At 64.8% G+C, this 19,481-nt stretch carries 12 protein-coding genes; 10 read left to right on the top strand and 2 right to left on the bottom strand.

The genetic code is table 11. The features are described from left to right. Positions 1–37: 37 nt before the first annotated feature. A complete protein-coding gene (leuS, locus tag OJB03_RS03735; RefSeq protein WP_263785400.1) occupies positions 38–2,629 on the bottom strand; it encodes a leucine--tRNA ligase in 2,592 nt (863 codons plus the stop codon). A 190-nt stretch (positions 2,630–2,819) separates the two neighbouring features. Between leuS and OJB03_RS03730 the strand changes: the two genes are divergently transcribed. The 10 genes from OJB03_RS03730 to OJB03_RS03685 all read left to right on the top strand — a co-directional run bounded on the left by OJB03_RS03730 (position 2,820) and on the right by OJB03_RS03685 (position 18,342). Then, complete coding sequence (locus OJB03_RS03730) at positions 2,820–3,251, top strand: CoA-binding protein (RefSeq protein ID WP_263785399.1); 432 nt, start codon at positions 2,820–2,822, stop codon at positions 3,249–3,251. A 442-nt stretch (positions 3,252–3,693) separates the two neighbouring features. After that, positions 3,694–4,998, top strand: a complete 1,305-nt coding sequence (locus tag OJB03_RS03725; RefSeq protein ID WP_263785398.1) for a rhodanese-like domain-containing protein — start codon at positions 3,694–3,696, stop codon at positions 4,996–4,998. Between the two features lie 235 nt (positions 4,999–5,233). Beyond that, entirely contained in the window at positions 5,234–5,815 is a 582-nt protein-coding gene (locus OJB03_RS03720) for a hypothetical protein (RefSeq protein ID WP_263785396.1), read from the top strand. Positions 5,816–5,961: 146 nt separating this feature from the next. Beyond that, complete coding sequence (locus tag OJB03_RS03715) at positions 5,962–7,308, top strand: ABC1 kinase family protein (RefSeq protein ID WP_263785395.1); 1,347 nt, start codon at positions 5,962–5,964, stop codon at positions 7,306–7,308. Positions 7,309–7,565: 257 nt separating this feature from the next. Continuing rightward, positions 7,566–8,267, top strand: coding sequence for a TetR/AcrR family transcriptional regulator (locus OJB03_RS03710; RefSeq protein WP_263785394.1), 702 nt, complete (start codon positions 7,566–7,568; stop codon positions 8,265–8,267). 1 nt (position 8,268) lies between these two features. Then, positions 8,269–9,987, top strand: a complete 1,719-nt coding sequence (locus OJB03_RS03705) for a TolC family protein (RefSeq protein WP_263785393.1) — start codon at positions 8,269–8,271, stop codon at positions 9,985–9,987. Between the two features lie 109 nt (positions 9,988–10,096). Continuing rightward, positions 10,097–11,251, top strand: a complete 1,155-nt coding sequence (locus OJB03_RS03700; RefSeq protein ID WP_263785392.1) for an efflux RND transporter periplasmic adaptor subunit — start codon at positions 10,097–10,099, stop codon at positions 11,249–11,251. A 150-nt stretch (positions 11,252–11,401) separates the two neighbouring features. Continuing rightward, positions 11,402–15,328 (top strand): efflux RND transporter permease subunit, encoded by a 3,927-nt coding sequence (locus tag OJB03_RS03695; protein ID WP_263785391.1) that lies wholly within the window; start codon positions 11,402–11,404, stop codon positions 15,326–15,328. 320 nt (positions 15,329–15,648) lie between these two features. After that, positions 15,649–16,836, top strand: a complete 1,188-nt coding sequence (locus OJB03_RS03690; protein ID WP_263785390.1) for a CNNM domain-containing protein — start codon at positions 15,649–15,651, stop codon at positions 16,834–16,836. A gap of 30 nt (positions 16,837–16,866) precedes the next feature. After that, positions 16,867–18,342, top strand: coding sequence for a UDP-N-acetylmuramate--L-alanine ligase (locus tag OJB03_RS03685; RefSeq protein WP_263785389.1), 1,476 nt, complete (start codon positions 16,867–16,869; stop codon positions 18,340–18,342). Between the two features lies 1 nt (position 18,343). Here the strand turns inward: OJB03_RS03685 and OJB03_RS03680 are convergent, their stop codons facing one another. Next, complete coding sequence (locus OJB03_RS03680) at positions 18,344–19,414, bottom strand: cobalamin-independent methionine synthase II family protein (protein ID WP_263785388.1); 1,071 nt, start codon at positions 19,412–19,414, stop codon at positions 18,344–18,346. Between the last annotated feature and the right edge of the window lie 67 nt (positions 19,415–19,481).

The raw sequence follows: 19,481 nt of genomic DNA, 5'->3' as shown, positions 1-19,481 counted from the left end.
GTGCTGAACGTGTCGTGCGTCGCCGCAGGGCTCCAATTCACCCGGTCACGAAGTTGACGATCTGCCCCGGGACGTAAATTTCGCGCTGGATGGTCTTCCCATCGAGGTGACGGGCAATATTCTCGGCGTCTTTGGCGGCGGCGAGCACATCTTCCTCGTCTGCGTCGGCCTCCACCTCGACGGTGGCGCGGACGGTGCCGTCCACCTGGACGGGCATCTCCACCACCTCCCGCTGGATGAGTTCGTCCTCATACGCCGGCCAGTCCGCGTGGGCCAGCGACTGATCGTGGCCGAGGCGCGCCCACAGTTCCTCCGCGAGGTGCGGCGCAAACGGACTCAGTAGCAGGACGAATGGCGTTCCCACCTGTCGCGGCATTGCGTCCCACTTGTTGGCCGCGTTCACGAACTCCATCATCGCCGCGATGGCGGTGTTAAAGTCTCGCGCCTCAATGTCCTCCGTAACCGCCTTGATGGTGCGGTGCAGCGTGCGGAGCTGTTCGCGGTCCGGCTCGTCGTCGCTCACCGCAAGCCCCCCACTGTCCGCGTCAACGACCAGGCGCCACACGCGGTTGAGGAACCGGTGGACCCCCTCCATGTCGTCGGTGCTCCAGGGCTTGTCCTGCTCCAGCGGCCCCATAAACATTTCGTAGAGGCGGAGCGTGTCGGCCCCGTACTCGTCGACTACGTCGTCGGGGTTGATGACGTTGCCGCGGCTTTTGCTCATCTTGTGGCTGCGGGCGTCCACCTGCACCGCCGGCCGGTCCGCAAGGACGAACACGTCTCCGTTCTTCTCGATGTCCTCCTCGTCCACCGGCACGGGCCTGAGGTCGGTGTCGTCGTCCACGTGCTCGGCGGAGACGAAGTCGCCGGCGTCGTCCTGGTACGCCGTGTATTCCGTCTCGCCCAGGATCATGCCCTGGTGCACCAGCGTCTGGAACGGCTCTTTCGTGGAGACGACCCCCGCGTCGTAGAGCACCTTGTGCCAGAAGCGGGCGTACAGCAGGTGCAGCACTGCGTGCTCGGAGCCGCCCACGTACAGGTCGACCGGCATCCAGTACTCTTCTTTCTCCGGGTCAACGAGCTGCTCGTCGTTGTCCGGGTCGATGAAGCGGAGATAGTACCAGCAGGACCCCGCCCACTGCGGCATCGTGTTCGTTTCTCGCATCGCGGGTCCGTCCGTCTCCGGATCGGTCGTCTCCATCCAGTCCTCAATGGTGGCCAGCGGCCCCTCAGGCGTGCCGCTGGGCTCGAACGTATCGATGTCGGGCAGTGTGACCGGCAGCTCCTCCTCCGGCACAGGCTTGTCCTCCCCGTCCTCGGTGAAGACGATGGGGAACGGCTCGCCCCAGTAGCGCTGGCGGCTGAAGAGCCAGTCCTGTAGCTGGTAGTTGACCGTGTGCTCCCCCCTCCCCTGCTCCTCGAGCCACTCGGTGATGGTCTTTTTCGCCTCCTCGTTGTGGAGCCCATCGAGGGAGACCGCCTCGTTGGCCGAGTTGATGTGCGGTCCGTCGCCCGCGTACGCCTCCTCATCGACGTCGCCCCCCTCCACGACCTCCCGGATCGGCAGGTCGTACTTCTCGGCGAAGGCGTGGTCGCGCTCGTCGTGGCCAGGGACGGCCATGATGGCCCCGGTGCCGTAGGAGACGAGCACATAGTCGGCCACCCAGACCGGAATTTCTTCCCCGTTCACCGGGTTCACGGCGTAGCCGCCGGTGAAGACGCCCGTCTTGTCGCCCTGCTGCTGGCGCGTCCGCTCGCTCTTGCGGAGGGCCTGCTGGCAATAGTCGTCCACCTCTTCACGGTGCTCGTCGGTCGTGATCTCGTCGAGCAGGTCGTGCTCGGGCGCCAGCACCATGTAGGTGGCGCCGAAGAGGGTGTCGGGCCGCGTGGTGTAGACCTCCAGCGAGTCGTCTACGCCCGCAAGGTCGAAGTAAACGTTCGCCCCCTCCGACCGGCCGATCCAGTTGCGCTGCATCGCCTTCGTGCTCTCCGGCCAGTTGAGGTCCTCCAGCCCCTCCAGCAGCCGATCGGCGTACTCGGTGATCTTAAGCACCCACTGCCGCATCGGTACCCGCTCGCAGGGATAGCCCCCCCGTTCGCTCTTGCCATCGATCACCTCCTCGTTGGCCAGCACGGTGCCCAGCTCTTCGCACCACCACACCGGCTCCTCGGACTGGTAGGCGAGCCCTTTTTCGTAGAGCTGCAAAAAGATCCACTGGGTCCACTTGTAGTAGTCCGGGTCCGTGGTGTTAATCTCTCGCTGCCAGTCGTACGAGAAGCCGAGGCGCTTTAGCTGCCGCTTGAACTGTGCTATGTTTTTCTCCGTCGTCTCCCGTGGGTGAGTGTTCGTCTTCAGCGCGTACTGCTCGGCGGGGAGGCCGAACGCATCCCATCCCATCGGGTGCAGTACGTTGAACCCCTGTTTGCGCTTGTAGCGGGCCACAATGTCGGTGGCCGTATAGCCCTCCGGGTGGCCCACGTGGAGGCCCGACCCGCTGGGGTACGGGAACATGTCGAGCACGTAAAACTCCTCCTGGTCGTCCGGCACCTCGTTGGGGGTGCGGAAGGTCTGGTGCTCTTCCCAGTGCTGCTGCCACTTGGTCTCAATTTCGCGAAACGGGTAGGCCATGACGGGTGGCGATTGAACGATCTGGTGGGCTGTAGCGCCGAGGACGCTCCCCTGCGGTTCGTGCCCGACACGGGCCGTGACGAGCACCAGATTGTACGGGACAGAGGGGAGAATAGGATCCTGTAGTACGGCATAGGGTAAGCACCGCCTCCCCGCCTCTCCACTGCCCACATACGAATTCAATCGTTCTATGCCCGACGGCCAGTCCTCGGACCTGCTTACTGTGCTCAACACGGCCGACACGATCGCGGTGGTCGGCTGCTCGGCCACGCCGACGCGCACGAGCCACAAGATTGCCCAGTACCTGCAGACGCGCGGCTACCGCATCGTGCCGGTGAACCCGAACTACGATGAGGTCCTCGGCGAACCGTGCTACCCGGATCTGCCCAGCATTCCGGCGGGGGTGGAGCTCGACGTTGTCAACATCTTCCGCGCCCCCGAGCACACGGCGGACATGGTCCGGTCGGCAGTTGAGCGCGTCGAAGAGACGGACGAGCGGCCGGTAATCTGGACACAGCTCGGGGTGTCGACCACGGAAGCAAAAACCCAGGCCGAAGAGGCGGGGCTACCCTACGTCCGCAATCGGTGCATCAAAATTGAGTACGACCGGCTTCTGGCGTGAGGCCCCTGTGCGTGGACGGCCGATCGGTTGCTGCGCGATGCTCTAGACGCCCCAAGTATGGCCTCCGGGCGTTCCCCTACGTTGCATCTCGCGACGAAAAAGAATGCGTCTCCATCGACACGATCAGTAGTGAACTGGATGTCTCATTCTCGGTTCTGACCGAGGCCTTTCAGAAGCTGAGCAATGCCGAGTCTTCTGCCACAGACGAGGACCAGGCGGAGGGGCTGTAGGCGTTGTTCGTATTTCCCACTCTGGGTTGTGGTCGCCGGACGGTCCCGCCGGCTCGTTGATGCTTCTTCCGTCCTCCCCGTCTTTCCGGGAGTTGTTGCGGGTTTTTCTGTATTTGAACCTCTGGGGCCCGCCCTGAAGAGTTGCGTCTTATCGCCCGCTCCCCCAAATTCGTTGCCGAGCGTTCTCCTTTTATGGCTCCTTTCTCGGACTGATGGAAGAAACGATCCACACCGTCTCCACCGACACCTTTGCCCTGCGGGCGGAAGATCCTGACCATACGATTCTCGACGTTCGTCCCCTTGCGGCCTACAATGGCTGGCCGCTCCAGGACGAGTCCCGGAGCGGGCACGTGCCGGGCGCCAAGAGCCTGCCTCTGCAGTGGACGCAGTACATGGACTGGGTGGAGGTGCTCGACGAGAAGGGATTATCGCAGAGCACCCCCGTGACGGTGTACGGCTACACCGCCGATGCCGCGGCGGAGATGGCGGACAAGCTCTCGCGCTTCGGCTTCGAGGCAGTCGGGGTCTACGACGGCTTTCTGGAGGACTGGGCGCCCGACCCGGACCGCCCGCTCCGGCGCATGAAGCGGTACCGACAGCTCGTCTATCCGGAGTGGGTCCAGAGCCTCCGCACCGGCGAGACGCCCCCCGGCATGCAGGGCGACGACTACGTGCTGTGCCACGCGCACTTCGGCTACCGCCAGGACTACGAAGACGGCCATATCCCCGGCGCCATCCCCCTCAACACGAACGCCCTGGAGTCGCCGGAGACGTGGAACCGACGCTCCCCGGCGGAGCTGAAGACGGCCCTCGAAGACCACGGCATTCGCCACGACACCACCGTCGTGCTGTACGGGCGCTTCTCGTACCCGACGTACGACCAGGACTATCCCGCTCAGAGCGCAGGGCACCTGGGGGCGATGCGGTGCGCGGCACTGATGCTGTACGCCGGGGTGGAGGACGTCAAGATCCTCAACGGCGGGATCAGCACGTGGGAGTCCGCCGGATACGACGTGTCAACCGACGACGTGGAGCCGGAACCGGTGGACGACTTCGGGGTCGAGGTGCCGGCCCATCCGGAGTATATGCTGACCCTGGATGAGGCCAAGGATCTTCTGGAGGCCGACGACGGCGACCTCGTCAGCGTGCGCAGTTGGGCCGAGTTTGTCGGGGAGCGGAGCGGCTACCACTACATCGACAAGACCGGCCGCATCCCGGGGGCGGTGTTCGGTAACTGTGGAAGCGACGCCTACCACATGGAGAACTACCGCAATTTCGACTACACGACGCGGGAGTTCTCGGAGATCGCCGGGAAGTGGGCCGAGATGGGCATCACACCCGACAAGCACATCGCCTTCTACTGCGGCACGGGCTGGCGCGGCAGCGAGGCGTTCATGAACGCGTACCTGATGGGGTGGCCCAACATCTCGATCTACGACGGCGGGTGGTACGAATGGAGCAGCCACCCTGAAACCGAGACGGCCACCGGTGTGCCCGAGAATGACGTTCCGGCGTAGGACGCGGGTGCACACCTTCCGGAATGGACGCGCGCCGTCGGGACGGCCTGGACGCCGGCACGATAGACCACGGAAAATCCCACGAGATCGTGCGTAAAGGGTCCCACACTGCCCTTTCATCCTTCTCTCCCTCATCCCCATTCCCGATCCCGACGCGTTCGCCGAGAAGAAGCAGCTCGTTGAAGCGGCCCTCCGTCTCCGCAGAGAGCAGGAGGCGTCCCTGACCGTCTCGGAGGTGTGTGCCGACGCAGAGGTCGAACGGGCCGTGTTCGAGTCCCACTTCGAGACGGTCGACGAACTTCCTCCCGCCTTCTACGACCTTGCGCTTGAGCAGTACCGGATGCTCACGGCGGCCACCACCGGCTACGAGGACTTCTCATTCGAGGAGCGCCTGGCGTCGTTCTACTACATTCTGCTCGACGCGCTCGGGGAGCAACGCGCATTCGTGCGGGCCACCTTCGACGACCAGGTCCGCTACCAGTCCTCATTCCGGACCGGAGTGCGGGACACCCTCCGCGGCCTCTTGACGGAGGACGGCCTCGTGCCGGGCACAAATCAACTCGTCACGGGGCTGTGGCCGGCACACGAGGTGCTGACCGAGGTCACGTTTGCCCTCATCCGCCACTGGACTCGGGACGAGACCGAGGACCAGGAGGCCACCACGGCGCTCGTCGATAAGCTCGTCGCGTTCGTCGCCGAGCTGGTGACCTTTCGCGGCGTGTCCAGTGGAGTGAATCTTGCCTGGCATATCGTGCAGCACGATTCGCTCGGAATCGGGCGGCTCCCGGTCGTAGGACGGTTCTTTCCGGGGCGGTAGTGCCCAGTCGCAGAAGCCCCGTTTCCGGCCACACGGGCGACGCCACGCAGCGGGTCGTGCGCGGCTGAACTTTGCATCCGGGGGGCATCGTCCTCTGACCAGTCTCATTGCTCTTCCGCAGTACCCTCCATAGACCTCAACACAGCATGAGCACCGATGACGCCCCCGACGACTTTCCCGCCTCCAAGCTGGAGCGGAGCGGCCTCTTTGCCAAGACGGGGCTGAAGGTGGGGAAGAACTACGCCCAGTACCTCATGGACCGGGCCACTGGCGCGGACGACCCGGAGGCGCGGAAGCGAGAGCTCAACGCACAGAACGCCCGCGATCTCTTTGAGGAGTTTACTCGGCTCCGCGGGACGGCCCTCAAGCTCGCCCAGTCGATGAGCATGGACACCGGCCTGCTGCCGGACGAGTTCATGGAGGTGATGGCGGAGGCGCAGTACAGCGTGCCGCCGATGAACAAGGCACTCGTGCGCAAGCGGATTCGGGACGGGCTCGGGCGCTTTCCGGAGCTGATCTTCGACGAGTTTGAGCCGGAGGCGATGGCCGCCGCCTCGCTCGGCCAGGTCCATCGGGCGCGCCTGGACGACGGCCGTGACGTCGCGGTCAAGGTGCAGTATCCCAACGTGCGGGAGACCATCGAGTCCGACCTGTCGGTGGCCCGCACGCTGTTCGAGCGCCTGATCCAGGGCGACGGGGTCGACGCCCATTTCGAAGAAGTGAAGACCCGGCTCCAGGAGGAAACGGACTATCTGAACGAGGCCCAGAACATCGACCACTTTGCAGACCAGTACAACGGGGAAAAGCTCGTCGTCCCCCGCCCGGTGCCCGACCGGACGGCCGAAACGGTCCTGACGATGACACACGTGGACGGTCAGCATCTCGATGCCTTCCTCGAAGCGGACCCCAGTCAGGGCGAGCGCGATCGATTCGGGCAACTGCTGTGGGACTTTCTCCACGAGCAGGTGGCGGGCAATGCCCGCACCCTCCACGCCGATACGCATCCCGGCAACTTCCTCTTCCGCGAGGACGGGCGGCTCGGTGTCATCGACTTCGGCTGTGTAAAAACCTTCCCTCAGCAGTTCCGCGACGACATGCTGCGCCTGTTTCGGGCCCGCATGGCCGACGACGAGGACGCGATTACGCACCTCCTCCACACCCTCGACATCCTCCACGACGACCTGCCCGCGGATACCCAGGAGGACCTGCGTCACTTCTTCGACGAGTACGGCTCGCTCATCGTGGAGCCCTACAGCCAGGCCTCCTTCGACTTCGGCGACCCGGCCTTTCGGAATCGCCTGCAGGACTGCTTCGAGCAGGCCTCCCACCTCCGCGCCGCCACGGGGTCCCCGCACTTCATCTTTCTCAACAAGGCCCTGGTCGGCCTTCTCAACCTGCTGACCCGGCTCGGGGCCCGCGTGGACACCACCGAGAGCCTGTCGCTTCTGAACGAGTCGCTCGAGGGGCTCGGCTGCTCCGCGGTGGGGCGCTAGCGCCGGGGCACAGGACACTGCTCCTGGTCCCCGAGGCCTCGCCTCCACACGGGAAAACTTTATCTGTGTCCGGTGTGGTCGACCCGGGCCCAACCGGCCTGCCGTGGGCCACAGTGGCTCCTTCGTGGGATCCCCGCCCAATCTTCATGGCGCGTTTCCCAAACGAGGCGAACGACCCGCCCCGAGAGTGACTACATAGTCACTCGTTGACTCGACGGTCATATTCTGACTTTTCATCCATCCGGGCGCTCTGCTTCATGGCCAACTCCTCCAATCCGTCTCTGTCTCGTCGCGAGCGCGAGCGAAAGCGGCGACGCCAGGCTATGCTCGACGCCGCACGGGCCGTTTTCGCGGAGGAAGGATACGCCGACGCCACGCTCGACGAGATTGCGGAGCGGGCTGAATTCGGCAAGGGCACGCTGTACAACTATTTTGAGGGCGGAAAGGAAGAGCTTTTCCTCGCCGTCTTTGACAAGGCCTCCCAGGAGCTGGAAGGGCTCATCCGAACGGTCTTCCACGCGTCCCCCGACGGCCGCCCACTGCGGGACACGGTCCACGAGTTCGTGGTGCGCTACTTCGAGATGGTCCGCGACCAGCAGGACCTGTTTCTCGTGCTGGTGAAGGAGATTCACACCATTGCGTTCAGTGACGAAACCGGGCGCGTCGAGTTTTTTGAGAAGCAGCAGGAGCGTGTGCTGGGCACCTTTGTGCCTGTGCTCCGCGAGGCGATGGACCAGTCGGAAATTCGACGCCTCCCCCCCACACTGGTGGCGAACGTTCTGTTCACGAGCCTCCGGAGCATGGGAACGCACCACATTCTCGAAGGCGAACACGCCCTCGCCGACACGTCCTTCGGCGCGGTTCGTCCCCTGGACAACCCCGACCGGGCGGCCGACGTTCTAACGACCATTCTGTTCGACGGCCTAGCGGTCGGGGATCCCTCTTCAGCCTCTGCGTGACGTGTTCGATCCTCCATCCGACGTGACGACGCCCTTCATGCGTGCCTTCCATTCCTCGTTTTTCGTCCTCGGGCTCGCCGTGTGCACCTGCGCGGCGCTCTTCACACCGTCGGCCGCACCGGCCCAGCCGGTCGAGCCGCTCTCAACTGCGGATACCACGGCCCGCCCGGACACCTCTCGGGACCGGTCGCCCGCGCGTCGCCGCTCGGGCACTCCACTCTCCGTCACCGACGCCATCCAGGTCGCTCTGGAGGAGAGCTATTCTCTACGGGACGTGCAGCTCGACGTGCGCAATGCCGATGCTCGCATTCAAAGTGCGTGGGGACGGCTGTACCCTCAGCTCGACGCCACCGGCAGTTACACCCGCAATATCAGGACCGCCAATCCGTTCGCGGGCAGCGACGTGACGGGGCTTTTCTCGGGCGGCGGCGCGTCGGAGTGGGTTACGTTCAACGAGCAGGCCCGGACGGATGGTGACTCGAATACCGATCCCATCACCATTCAGGAGTTTCGGAGACGCCAGCAAGCCGGGCGCAGGGAGGCCGGAATCGAGCCGGGCAGTGGGGGAGGAAACCCATTTGGGGTGGCCAACCAGTTTACCGGGGCCCTCAGCCTCCGGCAGACGCTCTACAACGGCCAGGCCATTGCGGCGGTGCAGGGGGCCAAGACACTCAAGGATTTGAACCAAACAGCCCTCGATCGGCAGAAGCGGGTGCTCGTCAACGAGGTGCGGCAGGCCTACCACGACGCCCTCCTGGCCCGTGAGCAGATCGACGTGGCGCGGCAGGGCCTGCAGCGGGCGAAAGAGACGTTTCAGGAGGTGTCCCAGCAGGTCTCGGCCGGCACCGTGCCGAAGTCCGAGCGCCTGAGCGCGGAGGTGGAGCGGGCCAACCGGGAGACGCAACTGGTGCAGGCCCGCTCCGACTACGCCTCGGCCCTCGATGGGTTGAAGCAGACCATGGGAATCGACGCCGACGCCACAATCCGCCTCACCGGCGACCTGGAGGCTAACCAGCGCGACCAGTACACCGAGGTCGCGGTCCAGAGCGCCGTAGATCGGGCCCTCCGGAACCGGGCAGACCTGAAACGGGCCCGCCTCAACGCCGAACTCCAAGAGGTGCGCAAAAACACGGAGCAGGCCCGCTATTTCCCTACCGTGTCGGCGGTGGCGAACCTGTCAATGTCCGGGCGCGTCCCGAGCAACCGGACCTCAGTGATTTCGGACCCGACCGATCCGTTCGAGTTCGACAAACGGGCGCAGGGCTTCTTCGCGGACTCGTACTGGAACCCCTCTCTCAGCGTAGGCCTGGAGTTGAGTTGGAATATCTTCGACGGCTTTCAGCGGCGGTCAAGCATTCAACAGGAGGAGGTAGCGGTGCAGCGCGCGGAACTGCAGGTGTCCCAGCTCCGCCAATCCGTCCGCATTCAGGTGCAGCGTGCCCTGCGGAATCTGGACGCGGCGCGCCAACGGATTCAGTCCCAGTCTACGAACCTAGAGACCGCCCGCACCAACTACCGCTTCGCTCAGCAGCGACTCGGGCAGGGCGTCTCAAGTCCGTTTCGGGTGCGCGAGGCCTCGCGGCAGCTCGACCAGAGCCGCCTCAACTACCTGCAGGCCGTCCGGGACTACATGAACGCCAAGAGCGCATTCGAAACCGCCGTCGGACAGCCTGCCGGGGTGCCGGACGCCGCTTCCTTCGAGACCGCTCGTCTCGAATAACCCGGGGTCTCCGCTCCCACCCCGGCGGTAGGCTTCGGAACGGTTCCTTCTCCCGCGCGACATGCCTTTCGGCCCTCTTTCTACCCCGACAATCTCCACTCGTTTCCCGATGAACCGGCCTACGTTTTCCTCCCTCTCCTGGTCGACACCTGTCGCGGCCGCACTGCTCGTCGGCCTCCTGGCGGGGACAACTGCGTGTACCAATGGCTCCGCCTCGGATGAGTCCGACGAGGGGCGCGCGCCCCAGGCCTCGCGGGTGGAAACCCTCGTCTTGTCCTCCACCTCATTCACCGATGTCATCAGCCTGACCGGCAGCGTGGAGGCCCTCGACGACGCTACGCTCTCGTCCCAGACCAGTGGGCCCGTAACGGTGCTCCGTGACCTGGGCACGCGTGTGGAGGCCGACGAGGTGGTGGCCGAGATCGACGCAGAAGAGGCGGAGGCGGCCGTTGAGCAGGCACGCGCCCGGTACGACCTGGCCCAGGATCGCTTCCAGCGCCAACAACCGCTCTACCGCGACTCCGTGATCAGTGCGCTGGAGTTCGAGCAGGTGCGCTCGGAGCGCAACCAGGCACAGGCTGCTCTTTCTCAAGCCCAAACCCGGCTCAACAACGCACAGATCCGAGCGCCCTTCGCCGGAAGCATCGAAGAGCGGTTTACCGAAGTGGGCGAGCAGGCTTCGCCGGGCACTCGAATCGCCCGCCTAGTGAATACCCGACGGGTCAAGGTGACCGCCGGCGTTCCGGAGCGCTACGCCAACGACATTCGGGTGGGCACCCCCGTACAGCTCGACTTTCGGCGCTACGGGGCGGGGGTCCGCACCGCCGAGGTCACGTTCGTAGGGAACACAATTGACCCTGAGAGCCGCACCTTCAGCATCGAGGCGACCGTGTCGAACGAGCGCGGCACACTGAAGCCCGAGATGGGAGTCAGTCTCCGGGTCACCCGTGCCGTCATCGACAGCGCCATCACGGTTCCCCGCTCGGCCGTCATCCGTGACGAGTCCGGCACGCACGCCTATGTAGCGGAGCGGACCGATTCGACGGGCGTGGCCCGGAAGCGCGACCTTGTCCTCGGTTCCTCCAGCGGGGAACTCGTAGTTGTAGAATCGGGCCTCTCCGCAACCGACGAGGTCATTATTGTGGGGCAGAACGACGTGTCCCCGGGCGCCCCGATCAGCATTGCCCAGCAGTACGACAGCACCACGGCGGCGGGCACGCCGTACGAGGGCAGCTCGTCGCTTCCCACCCCTCCGACCGACTGAACAGGACGGCCTCACAGTGGCACGGGGCAACGCGCTGCCCTTCCGACGCCGGCGTCCCGTCCCTCACAGCGAACGCCCGGGATCGCTCCTGCTGGCTCGTCCCCCACGCGCCGATAGACACTCTGCCTTGTACCATCCGCCCCCTCCGCGATGAAGATCACCAACCTCTCGATCAAGTACCGCACGGCGATCGCCGTCTTCACACTGATCCTGGCGGTCGGCGGCCTGGCAAGCTACCTCACAATCCCGAAGGAGTCCAACCCGTCGATCGAGTTCCCGCAGATCGTCGTGACGTCGGTCTACCCGGGCGCTAGTCCGAGCGATGTGGAGTCGACCGTCTCCCAGGTGGTGGAGCAGGAAATCAGCTCCATCAACGGCATCGACGAGATGAACTCCACCTCCTCAGAGGGGGTCTCCTCAATCGTCGTCGAGTTTACGCCGGACGTGAACACGGACAAGGCCTATCAGGAGGTGAACCGGGCCGTGGACCGCGCCCAGCCCGACCTGCCCGAGGCAGTGGAGGAGCCGCTGGTCGACGAGATCAACACCGACCAGTTTCCCATCATGACGGTCAACCTCTCGGGGACCTATTCGCTGGCGCGGCTGAAGACCGTGGCCGAGGACCTGCAGGACGATCTCGAAGGCATTTCCAGCGTGCTGGAGGCCAACCTGATTGGGGGGCTCGCGCGCGAGGTGCAGGTGAATGTGGACCTGGCGGCCCTCAAGAACTACAACGTCTCCTTCAACAGTCTGGTGAACACCATCCAGCAGGAGAACACAAACATTCCGGGCGGCTCCATCGACGTGAACCGCCTGAACTACCTCGTTCGGGTTGACGGCCAGTTCGACCAGCCTGCCCAGCAGATCGAAGAACTGGTGGTCAAGACCACCGCGAATGGTCGCACCGTGCAGGTGAAGGACGTCGCGGACGTGATTTTCGGATTCAAGGACCGCACGTCGTATTCGCGCCTCCGTGTCTTGAAGCAGGAGGGCGCGGACGGCGAAACCGTGTCTGTGCCCACCTCGGAGCAGCGCACGGCTCAAGTCATCTCGCTGAACGTCACGAAGCGGCCCGGCGCCAACATTCTGGAGACCTCCGACGCGGTGAAGTCGACCCTCGATGCGTTCAGCTTTCCCAGCGGAACGGAGGTATTGCTCACGGGCGATCAGAGTGAAAACGTACAGTCGCTGGTGACAGACTTGGAGAACAACATCATCAGCGGACTTATCTTCGTAATCGCTGTCCTGCTGTTCTTCCTAGGAGTGCGCAACGCCACGCTCGTGGGCATCGCCATTCCGTTGTCCATGTTCACCAGCTTCCTTGTTTTTCAGGCGCTGGGCTACACCCTCAACTTCATCATCCTCTTCTCCCTCATCATCGCACTGGGGATGCTGGTGGACAACGCGGTGGTGGTGATCGAGAACATCTACCGCTTCCGGGAGCAGGGCTATTCACGATGGGAGTCCGCCCGCCTGGGCACCGCCGAGGTTGGGGGCCCGGTGGTTGCCGCCACCGCCACGACGGTCTCGGCCTTCGCGCCGATGCTTCTCTGGCCCGGCATTATTGGGGAGTTCATGAGCTACATGCCCCTCACGCTCATCATCACGCTTACGAGTTCGCTGTTCGTGGCCCTCATCATCAACCCGGTTATTACGGGCTTCTTTGTAGAGGTGAAGGGCCGCTCAGATGGCGATGAGACCGCGTCGGGGTGGCCTGCCCTGGCACGCTACGGCGGTGTGGGCCTCATTCTGCTCCTCGGCGTGACCCTCGGCATCGCGAACTGGAAGACCCTCGTCGTGGTCGCGACAGCGGTTCCGGCGCTCTACCTGCTGCACGTCTACGTCATGTCCCCCATCGGCGACCGGTTCGTCGAGAGCGGCCTGCCAAGCCTGATCCGCTGGTACCGCAGCTACCTTCAGCGGATGCTGGAGCGCGACTACTCGGTTCCGTACGCCTTCCTGCGCAACACAGGCGCGCTCTCGGCCCTCGCAGGGGGCGGGCTGCTGGCCGCCGGGGGCGGCCTGATCACGATGGTGGCCGGCCAGACGGCCGGCATGCTGCTGCTCGTGCCCGGCGGCGTGCTGGCGGCCCTTGGCGCCCTCGGCGTTCTGATACACACCCTCGAAAGCATCTACCTGGGCGGTTGGACGAGCGTAAAGGGGGGCGCTGGTCTCCTCGCCGTGATGCTCCTCGTGCTCGGGCTTAACTACCTCGCCGGTGGCATTGGCCCCGGCACCATTTTTCGCCTGGCGGCGGCCCCTGTGTTCATCGTGGGGGTGGGCCTCCTCGGGGCCCTCTTCAACGCCCGCGACCGCCTTCTGCTCACGGATACCCGGGCGGCGCTGTTGAATAGCTCGCTCGGCGGCCTCGTGCTCATCGCCGGGCTCTACCTTGTCGCCCCCACCGGCCAAGCGTTCTTTCCCGACACGGACCCGAACCGGGTGCAAATTACGGCTGAGGCGCCGCTGGGCACCAACATCGAAGCCTCCAACCGCGTCGCACAAACGATGGGGGACCGCATCCTGAAACTGCTGGATCAGAATCCGGACTCGGAGGCCAACATCGAAAATCTCTTGATGAATGTGGGGGTGGGCGGGGACGCTCAGTTCGGCGGTGGGGCCCAGCAGCCCGAACGCTCGCGGGTCTCGCTCAACATGGTGGACTACGCCGAACGGCCCGAGTCGTCGACCCGCACCCTGGAAAAGCTGCGCGCCCAGCTGCAGGGCATCCCGGGCACTGAGATTGAATTTACGCAGCAGGAGCAGGGCCCCCCGACCGGCCCCCCGGTCAACATTGAAATTTCGGGGCCGGAGTTTGAGCGGATTGTTCAGATCTCGAACGAGGTAAAACGCCAGCTTACGGACGCGGCCCAGAGCGGACGCCTTCCCGGCCTCGTCGACGTCACCGACAACCTGAACACCGGACGGCCCGAGGTGCAGGTCGACGTGGACCGTGCCCAGGCGGCGGAATATGGCCTCTCGACGAGCCAGATCGCCCGGACGGTGCGGACCGCCATCCAGGGCACGGAGGCCGACACTTATCGCAGCGGGGAGGACGAGTACGACATTACCGTACGCCTCCGCGAGCAGGACCGACAGAGCATCGAGAGCCTTGGAAGCCTGACCGTGACCAACCCCCGCGGCCAACAGATTCCCCTCACCTCGGTGGCCAACATTGAGGAGGGCACCGGCTTCGGGTCCATCACCCGAATCGACCAGAACCGGGTGGTGACCGTTTCCGGCGCCGCCGGTCCCGGCTACAACGGCCCAGAGGTGCTGACCCGCGTACAAGACGAACTCTCAGAATACCGTCAGGGCCTGCCTCAGGGCTACACGATGGAGTACACAGGGGGCAACGAGGACCAGCAGGAGTCCTTCGGCTTCCTCACGACGGCACTCCTGATCGGGGCCTCCCTGATTTTGCTGATCCTCATCGTGGAGTTTAACTCGATCAGCGCCCCGTTCATCATCATGGTCGCCGTGGGCCTGAGCATGATCGGTGTTCTGCTGGGCCTTATTCTCACGCGCACGCCGTTCAACCTCTTCACGTTTATCGGCATCATTGCCCTGGCCGGCATCGTGGTGAACAACAATATTGTGCTGGTCGACTACATCATGCAGCTCCGTGGGCGCGGCCAGGACAAACAGGAGGCCATCATCGAGGGCGGCGCGACGCGCCTGCGCCCGGTGCTACTCACGGCCCTCACGACCATTCTCGGCCTCGTTCCGCTTACCTTCGGCATCAACATCGACTTCGTGGGCCTGCTGGCCGACTTCGCCCCGAACTTCCAGTTCGGAAGTGAAAACACACAGTTCTGGGGACCGATGGGGACGGCCATCATCTCGGGGCTCACCTTTGCCACGTTTCTCACCCTCGTCATCGTGCCCGTGATGTACTCGGTGTTTGATTCCGCAAGCCTGCGCCTGACGACAGCCTTCGGCGGCAGTTCGGACGACGCCTCAATCGTCAGCGAGACGGTCGTGACCGACAGCCTGCTCGATGACAGCTCTCCCGGCGATGGGGCCCCGTCAAGCGACCCCTCGACGCCGCAAACGGATCGCCCCTCCAAGACGTGATGGGGAGGGGAACGAACCCTTCCCTTCCTCACGGACACATCGGGTGCGGGAGGCTCCTCCGTCAGCCCGGACGCACGCACAAAAATCGCGCATTGCACTTGCGTTGCCGCGTGGGAGCCGTCGCGAGGACCTGGAGTTCCCCGGCCTCACGTCCACCGCTCTTGCCTCATCGAAGAAACCGAAGGAAACCATCCGCATTTATGAGGGGTCCGTTTGCAACATGACCCGAAGAATGCCTCGGGTACTTTGCGGACGCCCGGGTGGATCCGTTCTTTCGGCCCTGCCCACCTGACTGTTCTCGAGAGCTCCGTTGATCGCGAATGGGATTACTTCTCCTCTACGTTGCGCTGGCGATCGGGGTCTCTTTCCTGTGCTCCGTGATGGAGGCCGTCTTGCTGAGCGTGACGCCCTCATACGTGGCGGCGCTGGAGCGCGAGGGGGGCACGGTCGGCAAGCGGCTGCACCAGTTCAAGGAGAACGTCGACCGCCCGCTGGCGGCCATTCTGAGCCTCAACACAATCGCCCACACGGTGGGCGCGGCGGGCGTGGGCGCGCAGGCTGCCGTCGTCTTTGGGGAGGCCTACACGGGCATCATCGCGGGCATCCTCACCCTTCTCATTCTCGTCTTGTCGGAGATCATCCCGAAGACGCTCGGGGCCGTCTACTGGAGAACGCTTACCCCCGTGCTCGTTCGTCTACTCACGGTGACAATCATCGTGATGTGGCCCCTCGTAAAGCTGTCGCAGGGCCTCACATACCTGCTCTCGCAGGACGAGGACGAGGCCGCCTTCAGCCGCGAGGAGTTTACGGCGATGGCCGAGCTGGGGGAGGAAGAAGGCGTCTTTGAAGAGAAGGAGTCCCGCATCCTGCGGAATCTCTTCCGCTTCAACTCCCTGCGGGTGAAGGATGTGATGACCCCCCGCACCGTCATCTTCCAGATGCCGGAGCACAGGACGATCGGCGACATGGTGGAGGAGCACGACGAGTTCCGATTCTCCCGCATTCCGGTCTACGACGACGACCCGGACGACATCACCGGCTACGTGCTGAAGGACGAGATGCTGCTCCGGGCCGCCCAGGAGGAATTTGACGTGTCCCTCTCGGAGATCTCCCGTGACATTCTGGTGGTGCACGAGACCCTGGCCCTGCCCGACCTGTTGGAACGCCTGCTCGACCGCCTGGAGCACATCGCGCTCGTGGTGGACGAGTACGGCGGCGTGGCGGGGGTCGTGACGATGGAGGACGTGGTCGAAACGCTTCTCGGACTCGAGATCGTGGACGAGGCCGACTCTGTGGAGGACATGCAGGCCCTCGCCCGCAAACAGTGGTTCAAGCGAGCCCGTGAGCTGGGCATGGTCTCCGACGAGGCGTTGGAGGCCCCCGACAACGCCGAGTCGGAGGAATCGAGTGAGACCGTTCTGCAGGACGACACCACCGCCGAGACGGAATCGCAGGTGGCCGCCGAAATGGCGCGGCGGTCCTCGTCGGAGTCTCCGTCGGAGGAGTAGCCCCACCGACCGCCCATGATGTAGCGCCGTATGCCTCGCCCCATCGACGACCTGCCGGACGCGTCGCTCCGCCAGTTTTCACGCCCCGACGTGCCGCCGCCCGCCCAGATCGAGGAGGTTCACCTCATTGGCATCTGCGGGACGGGCATGGGCGCCCTGGCCGGCCTCTTCCACCAGGCTGGGCTTGACGTGCGGGGAAGCGACGACGGTGTGTACCCGCCCATGAGCACCCATCTCGCCGAGCGCGGCATTCCGGTCCACGAGGGCTACGCCCCGTCGCACCTCGCGCCCCCTCCTGACCTGACGGTCGTGGGCAACGCCTGCACCCCGACCCATCCGGAGGCCGCCGTTGCCCGCGAGGAGCGCCTCCCGCAGCAATCGTTTCCGGAGGCCCTCGCCCATCACTTTCTGCGGGACCGGCGCCCCCTCGTCGTGGCCGGCACGCACGGAAAAACCACTACCACAGGCCTGCTCGTGCACCTGCTCCGTCACGCCGGCATCGACCCCGGATTCCTCATCGGAGGGGTCATGGAGGACACGGAGCAGAGCTACGCACTCGGCTCGGACGCTCCCTTCGTGGTGGAGGGCGACGAGTACGACAGTGCCTACTTCGACAAGCGGTCCAAGTTTTTGCACTATCGCCCTCAGTCGGCAATCGTCACCTCTCTGGAGTTCGACCACGCGGACATTTTTGTCGACCGGGACGATTATCGAGGGGCCTTCGAGGACTTCGTCGGCCGCCTCCCCCGCGACGGACAATTGGCGCTTTGCGGCGACCTCCCTGCCGTGCGGGCCCTCGCCGACCACACCAGTGCCTCGGTCCAGACCTACGGGCTCGGCCCCCCAAACGACATTCGTGCCGAGGCCCTGACGCCCACCGGACGCGGCCTGTCGTTCACCCTGCGCATGGGCCGGCACAGTGAAGACGTGCACCTTCCCCTCCCTGGGCGTCACAACGTGCAAAACGCGCTGGCGGCCGCCCTGCTCGCTCATCGAGAAGGCGTATCTCCGTCCACCATAGCGGCGGGGCTCGAATCGTTCGGGGGCATGAAGCGGCGACAACAGGTCCGCGGCCGCCCCAACGACGTACTCGTGGTGGACGACTTCGCCCATCACCCCACTGCCGTCGAGGCCACCGTGGAGGCCCTCCGCACGGCCCATCCGGACCGGCGGCTCGTCGCCATCTTCGAGCCCCGGTCCAACACGAGCCGGCGCAAGCGCTTCGAGGCCGCCTACGGGACCGCCTTCGACGCCGCCGACCGCGTGTTTCTGAAGGCCCCGCCGGTGCGCCACAACGACGACACCGACGCGATGCTCGACCCGACGGCCGTGGCCCACACGATCCGCGACCGCGGCATTCCCGCTGAGGTGTTCGAGGACGTCGACGCCGTGCTTCCCACTCTCACAGACACGCTCCAGCCCGGCGACGTGGCTCTCCTCATGAGCAACGGCAGCTTCGGCGGTCTGCCCGAGCGTCTGCCGGACGCACTGGCACGATCGGGGTGAGTTACACCGAGAGCCCGAGCGTCTGCCGTGCCCGCCTCGTCCCCTCCACTCGCGCTTCGATCTTGTCGAACGCAGTACGTCGGGCGGTGGACCGGTCGTCCCCGAACGGCGAAAAGCCACAGTCATCGGTGGTCCCGAGCCGCTCCGGCGCAAGATGCTCCGCCGCCTGTACGATCGTGTCACAGACCTCCCCGGGCGATTCCACACGCGGACGGGTCACGTCGGTCACGCCGAGGAAAATCGTCTGGTCGTCCGTGCTGTGCTCGCGCACAGTGTCGAGCACGCGCTCGGGCTCGTCCTCACTGGCAAACTGCATGTAGAAGCGCCCCACGTTCAGGTCGAAAAGCAGGGGCAGAAGCTCCGCGTAGTCCACGTCGGCACTGTGGGTCGAGTCCTTATCGCCCCCCGGACAGGTGTGAACGCCGATCCGTTGGCGCGCCTCGTCGGAAAAACGGTCGAGGACACGGTTGTTAAGCGCCACAAACTCGCGAAGCAGTTCCTTCGAAGGATCGAGTTTCACCGCGAGGCGGCCCTCCGTAAAGTCAATCTGGACGGCGTGCGCACCGGCGTCGAGGCATTGGCGAATGTCGGTCTCCACCTCATCGACGAGGTCCTCAAGAAACGCCTCCCGTGAGTACCCGTCGAGGCCGTCGTCCGGGTAGAGGAAACTGAGGGCGGAGGCTGAGATGACGCTCTGCTTCACCGGCACACTCGCGTAGGCCTGTGCCCGCTCCAGGTACTCTGCCGCGTAGGTCTCGTAGCGGAGGGGCCCCTCGGTGAGCCGGGGCAGGGTGCGGGTGTGTCCCGCCTCGAACGGAATCTCGACACCGCCGGGCGCGACGTTGTCGGCCCCCTCAATCGGATAGGTCAGGAAGCTGGGCTTGGCCTGCTCCCCGTCCGTGATGACGGGGGAGCCCGTGTCTTCGAACGCGCCGACGGTGGCCCGCAGGGCGCGGTCGGCAATTCGGTCTAGGGCGTCCTGGCTCAGGTCGCCACGTCGGTACGCCTCCAGTCCCTCGATGACCTCTTCGGGCCGGGGAATGCTGCCAATGGGCTCGGTGGGAAGGGACATAGATAGGACAACTTGGTCAGTGGATGTGGACCGGCCACACGTCCCAGACTCCAAAACGATTCCTTCA

This window comes from Salinibacter grassmerensis, assembly GCF_947077765.1.
Taxonomy (GTDB): Bacteria; Bacteroidota; Rhodothermia; order Rhodothermales; family Salinibacteraceae; genus Salinibacter; species Salinibacter grassmerensis.
Note: the sequence above shows the minus strand (reverse complement) of the source record. Positions and strands in the feature narration are given on the sequence as shown.

Coding starts and splice junctions, on each gene's coding strand:
- leuS (WP_263785400.1), bottom strand. CDS start 2,629: ATGGCCTACCCGTTTCGCGAAATTGAGACCAAGTGGCAGCAGCACTGG.
- OJB03_RS03730 (WP_263785399.1), top strand. CDS start 2,820: ATGCCCGACGGCCAGTCCTCGGACCTGCTTACTGTGCTCAACACGGCC.
- OJB03_RS03725 (WP_263785398.1), top strand. CDS start 3,694: ATGGAAGAAACGATCCACACCGTCTCCACCGACACCTTTGCCCTGCGG.
- OJB03_RS03715 (WP_263785395.1), top strand. CDS start 5,962: ATGAGCACCGATGACGCCCCCGACGACTTTCCCGCCTCCAAGCTGGAG.
- OJB03_RS03710 (WP_263785394.1), top strand. CDS start 7,566: ATGGCCAACTCCTCCAATCCGTCTCTGTCTCGTCGCGAGCGCGAGCGA.
- OJB03_RS03700 (WP_263785392.1), top strand. CDS start 10,097: ATGAACCGGCCTACGTTTTCCTCCCTCTCCTGGTCGACACCTGTCGCG.
- OJB03_RS03695 (WP_263785391.1), top strand. CDS start 11,402: ATGAAGATCACCAACCTCTCGATCAAGTACCGCACGGCGATCGCCGTC.
- OJB03_RS03690 (WP_263785390.1), top strand. CDS start 15,649: ATGGGATTACTTCTCCTCTACGTTGCGCTGGCGATCGGGGTCTCTTTC.
- OJB03_RS03685 (WP_263785389.1), top strand. CDS start 16,867: ATGCCTCGCCCCATCGACGACCTGCCGGACGCGTCGCTCCGCCAGTTT.
- OJB03_RS03680 (WP_263785388.1), bottom strand. CDS start 19,414: ATGTCCCTTCCCACCGAGCCCATTGGCAGCATTCCCCGGCCCGAAGAG.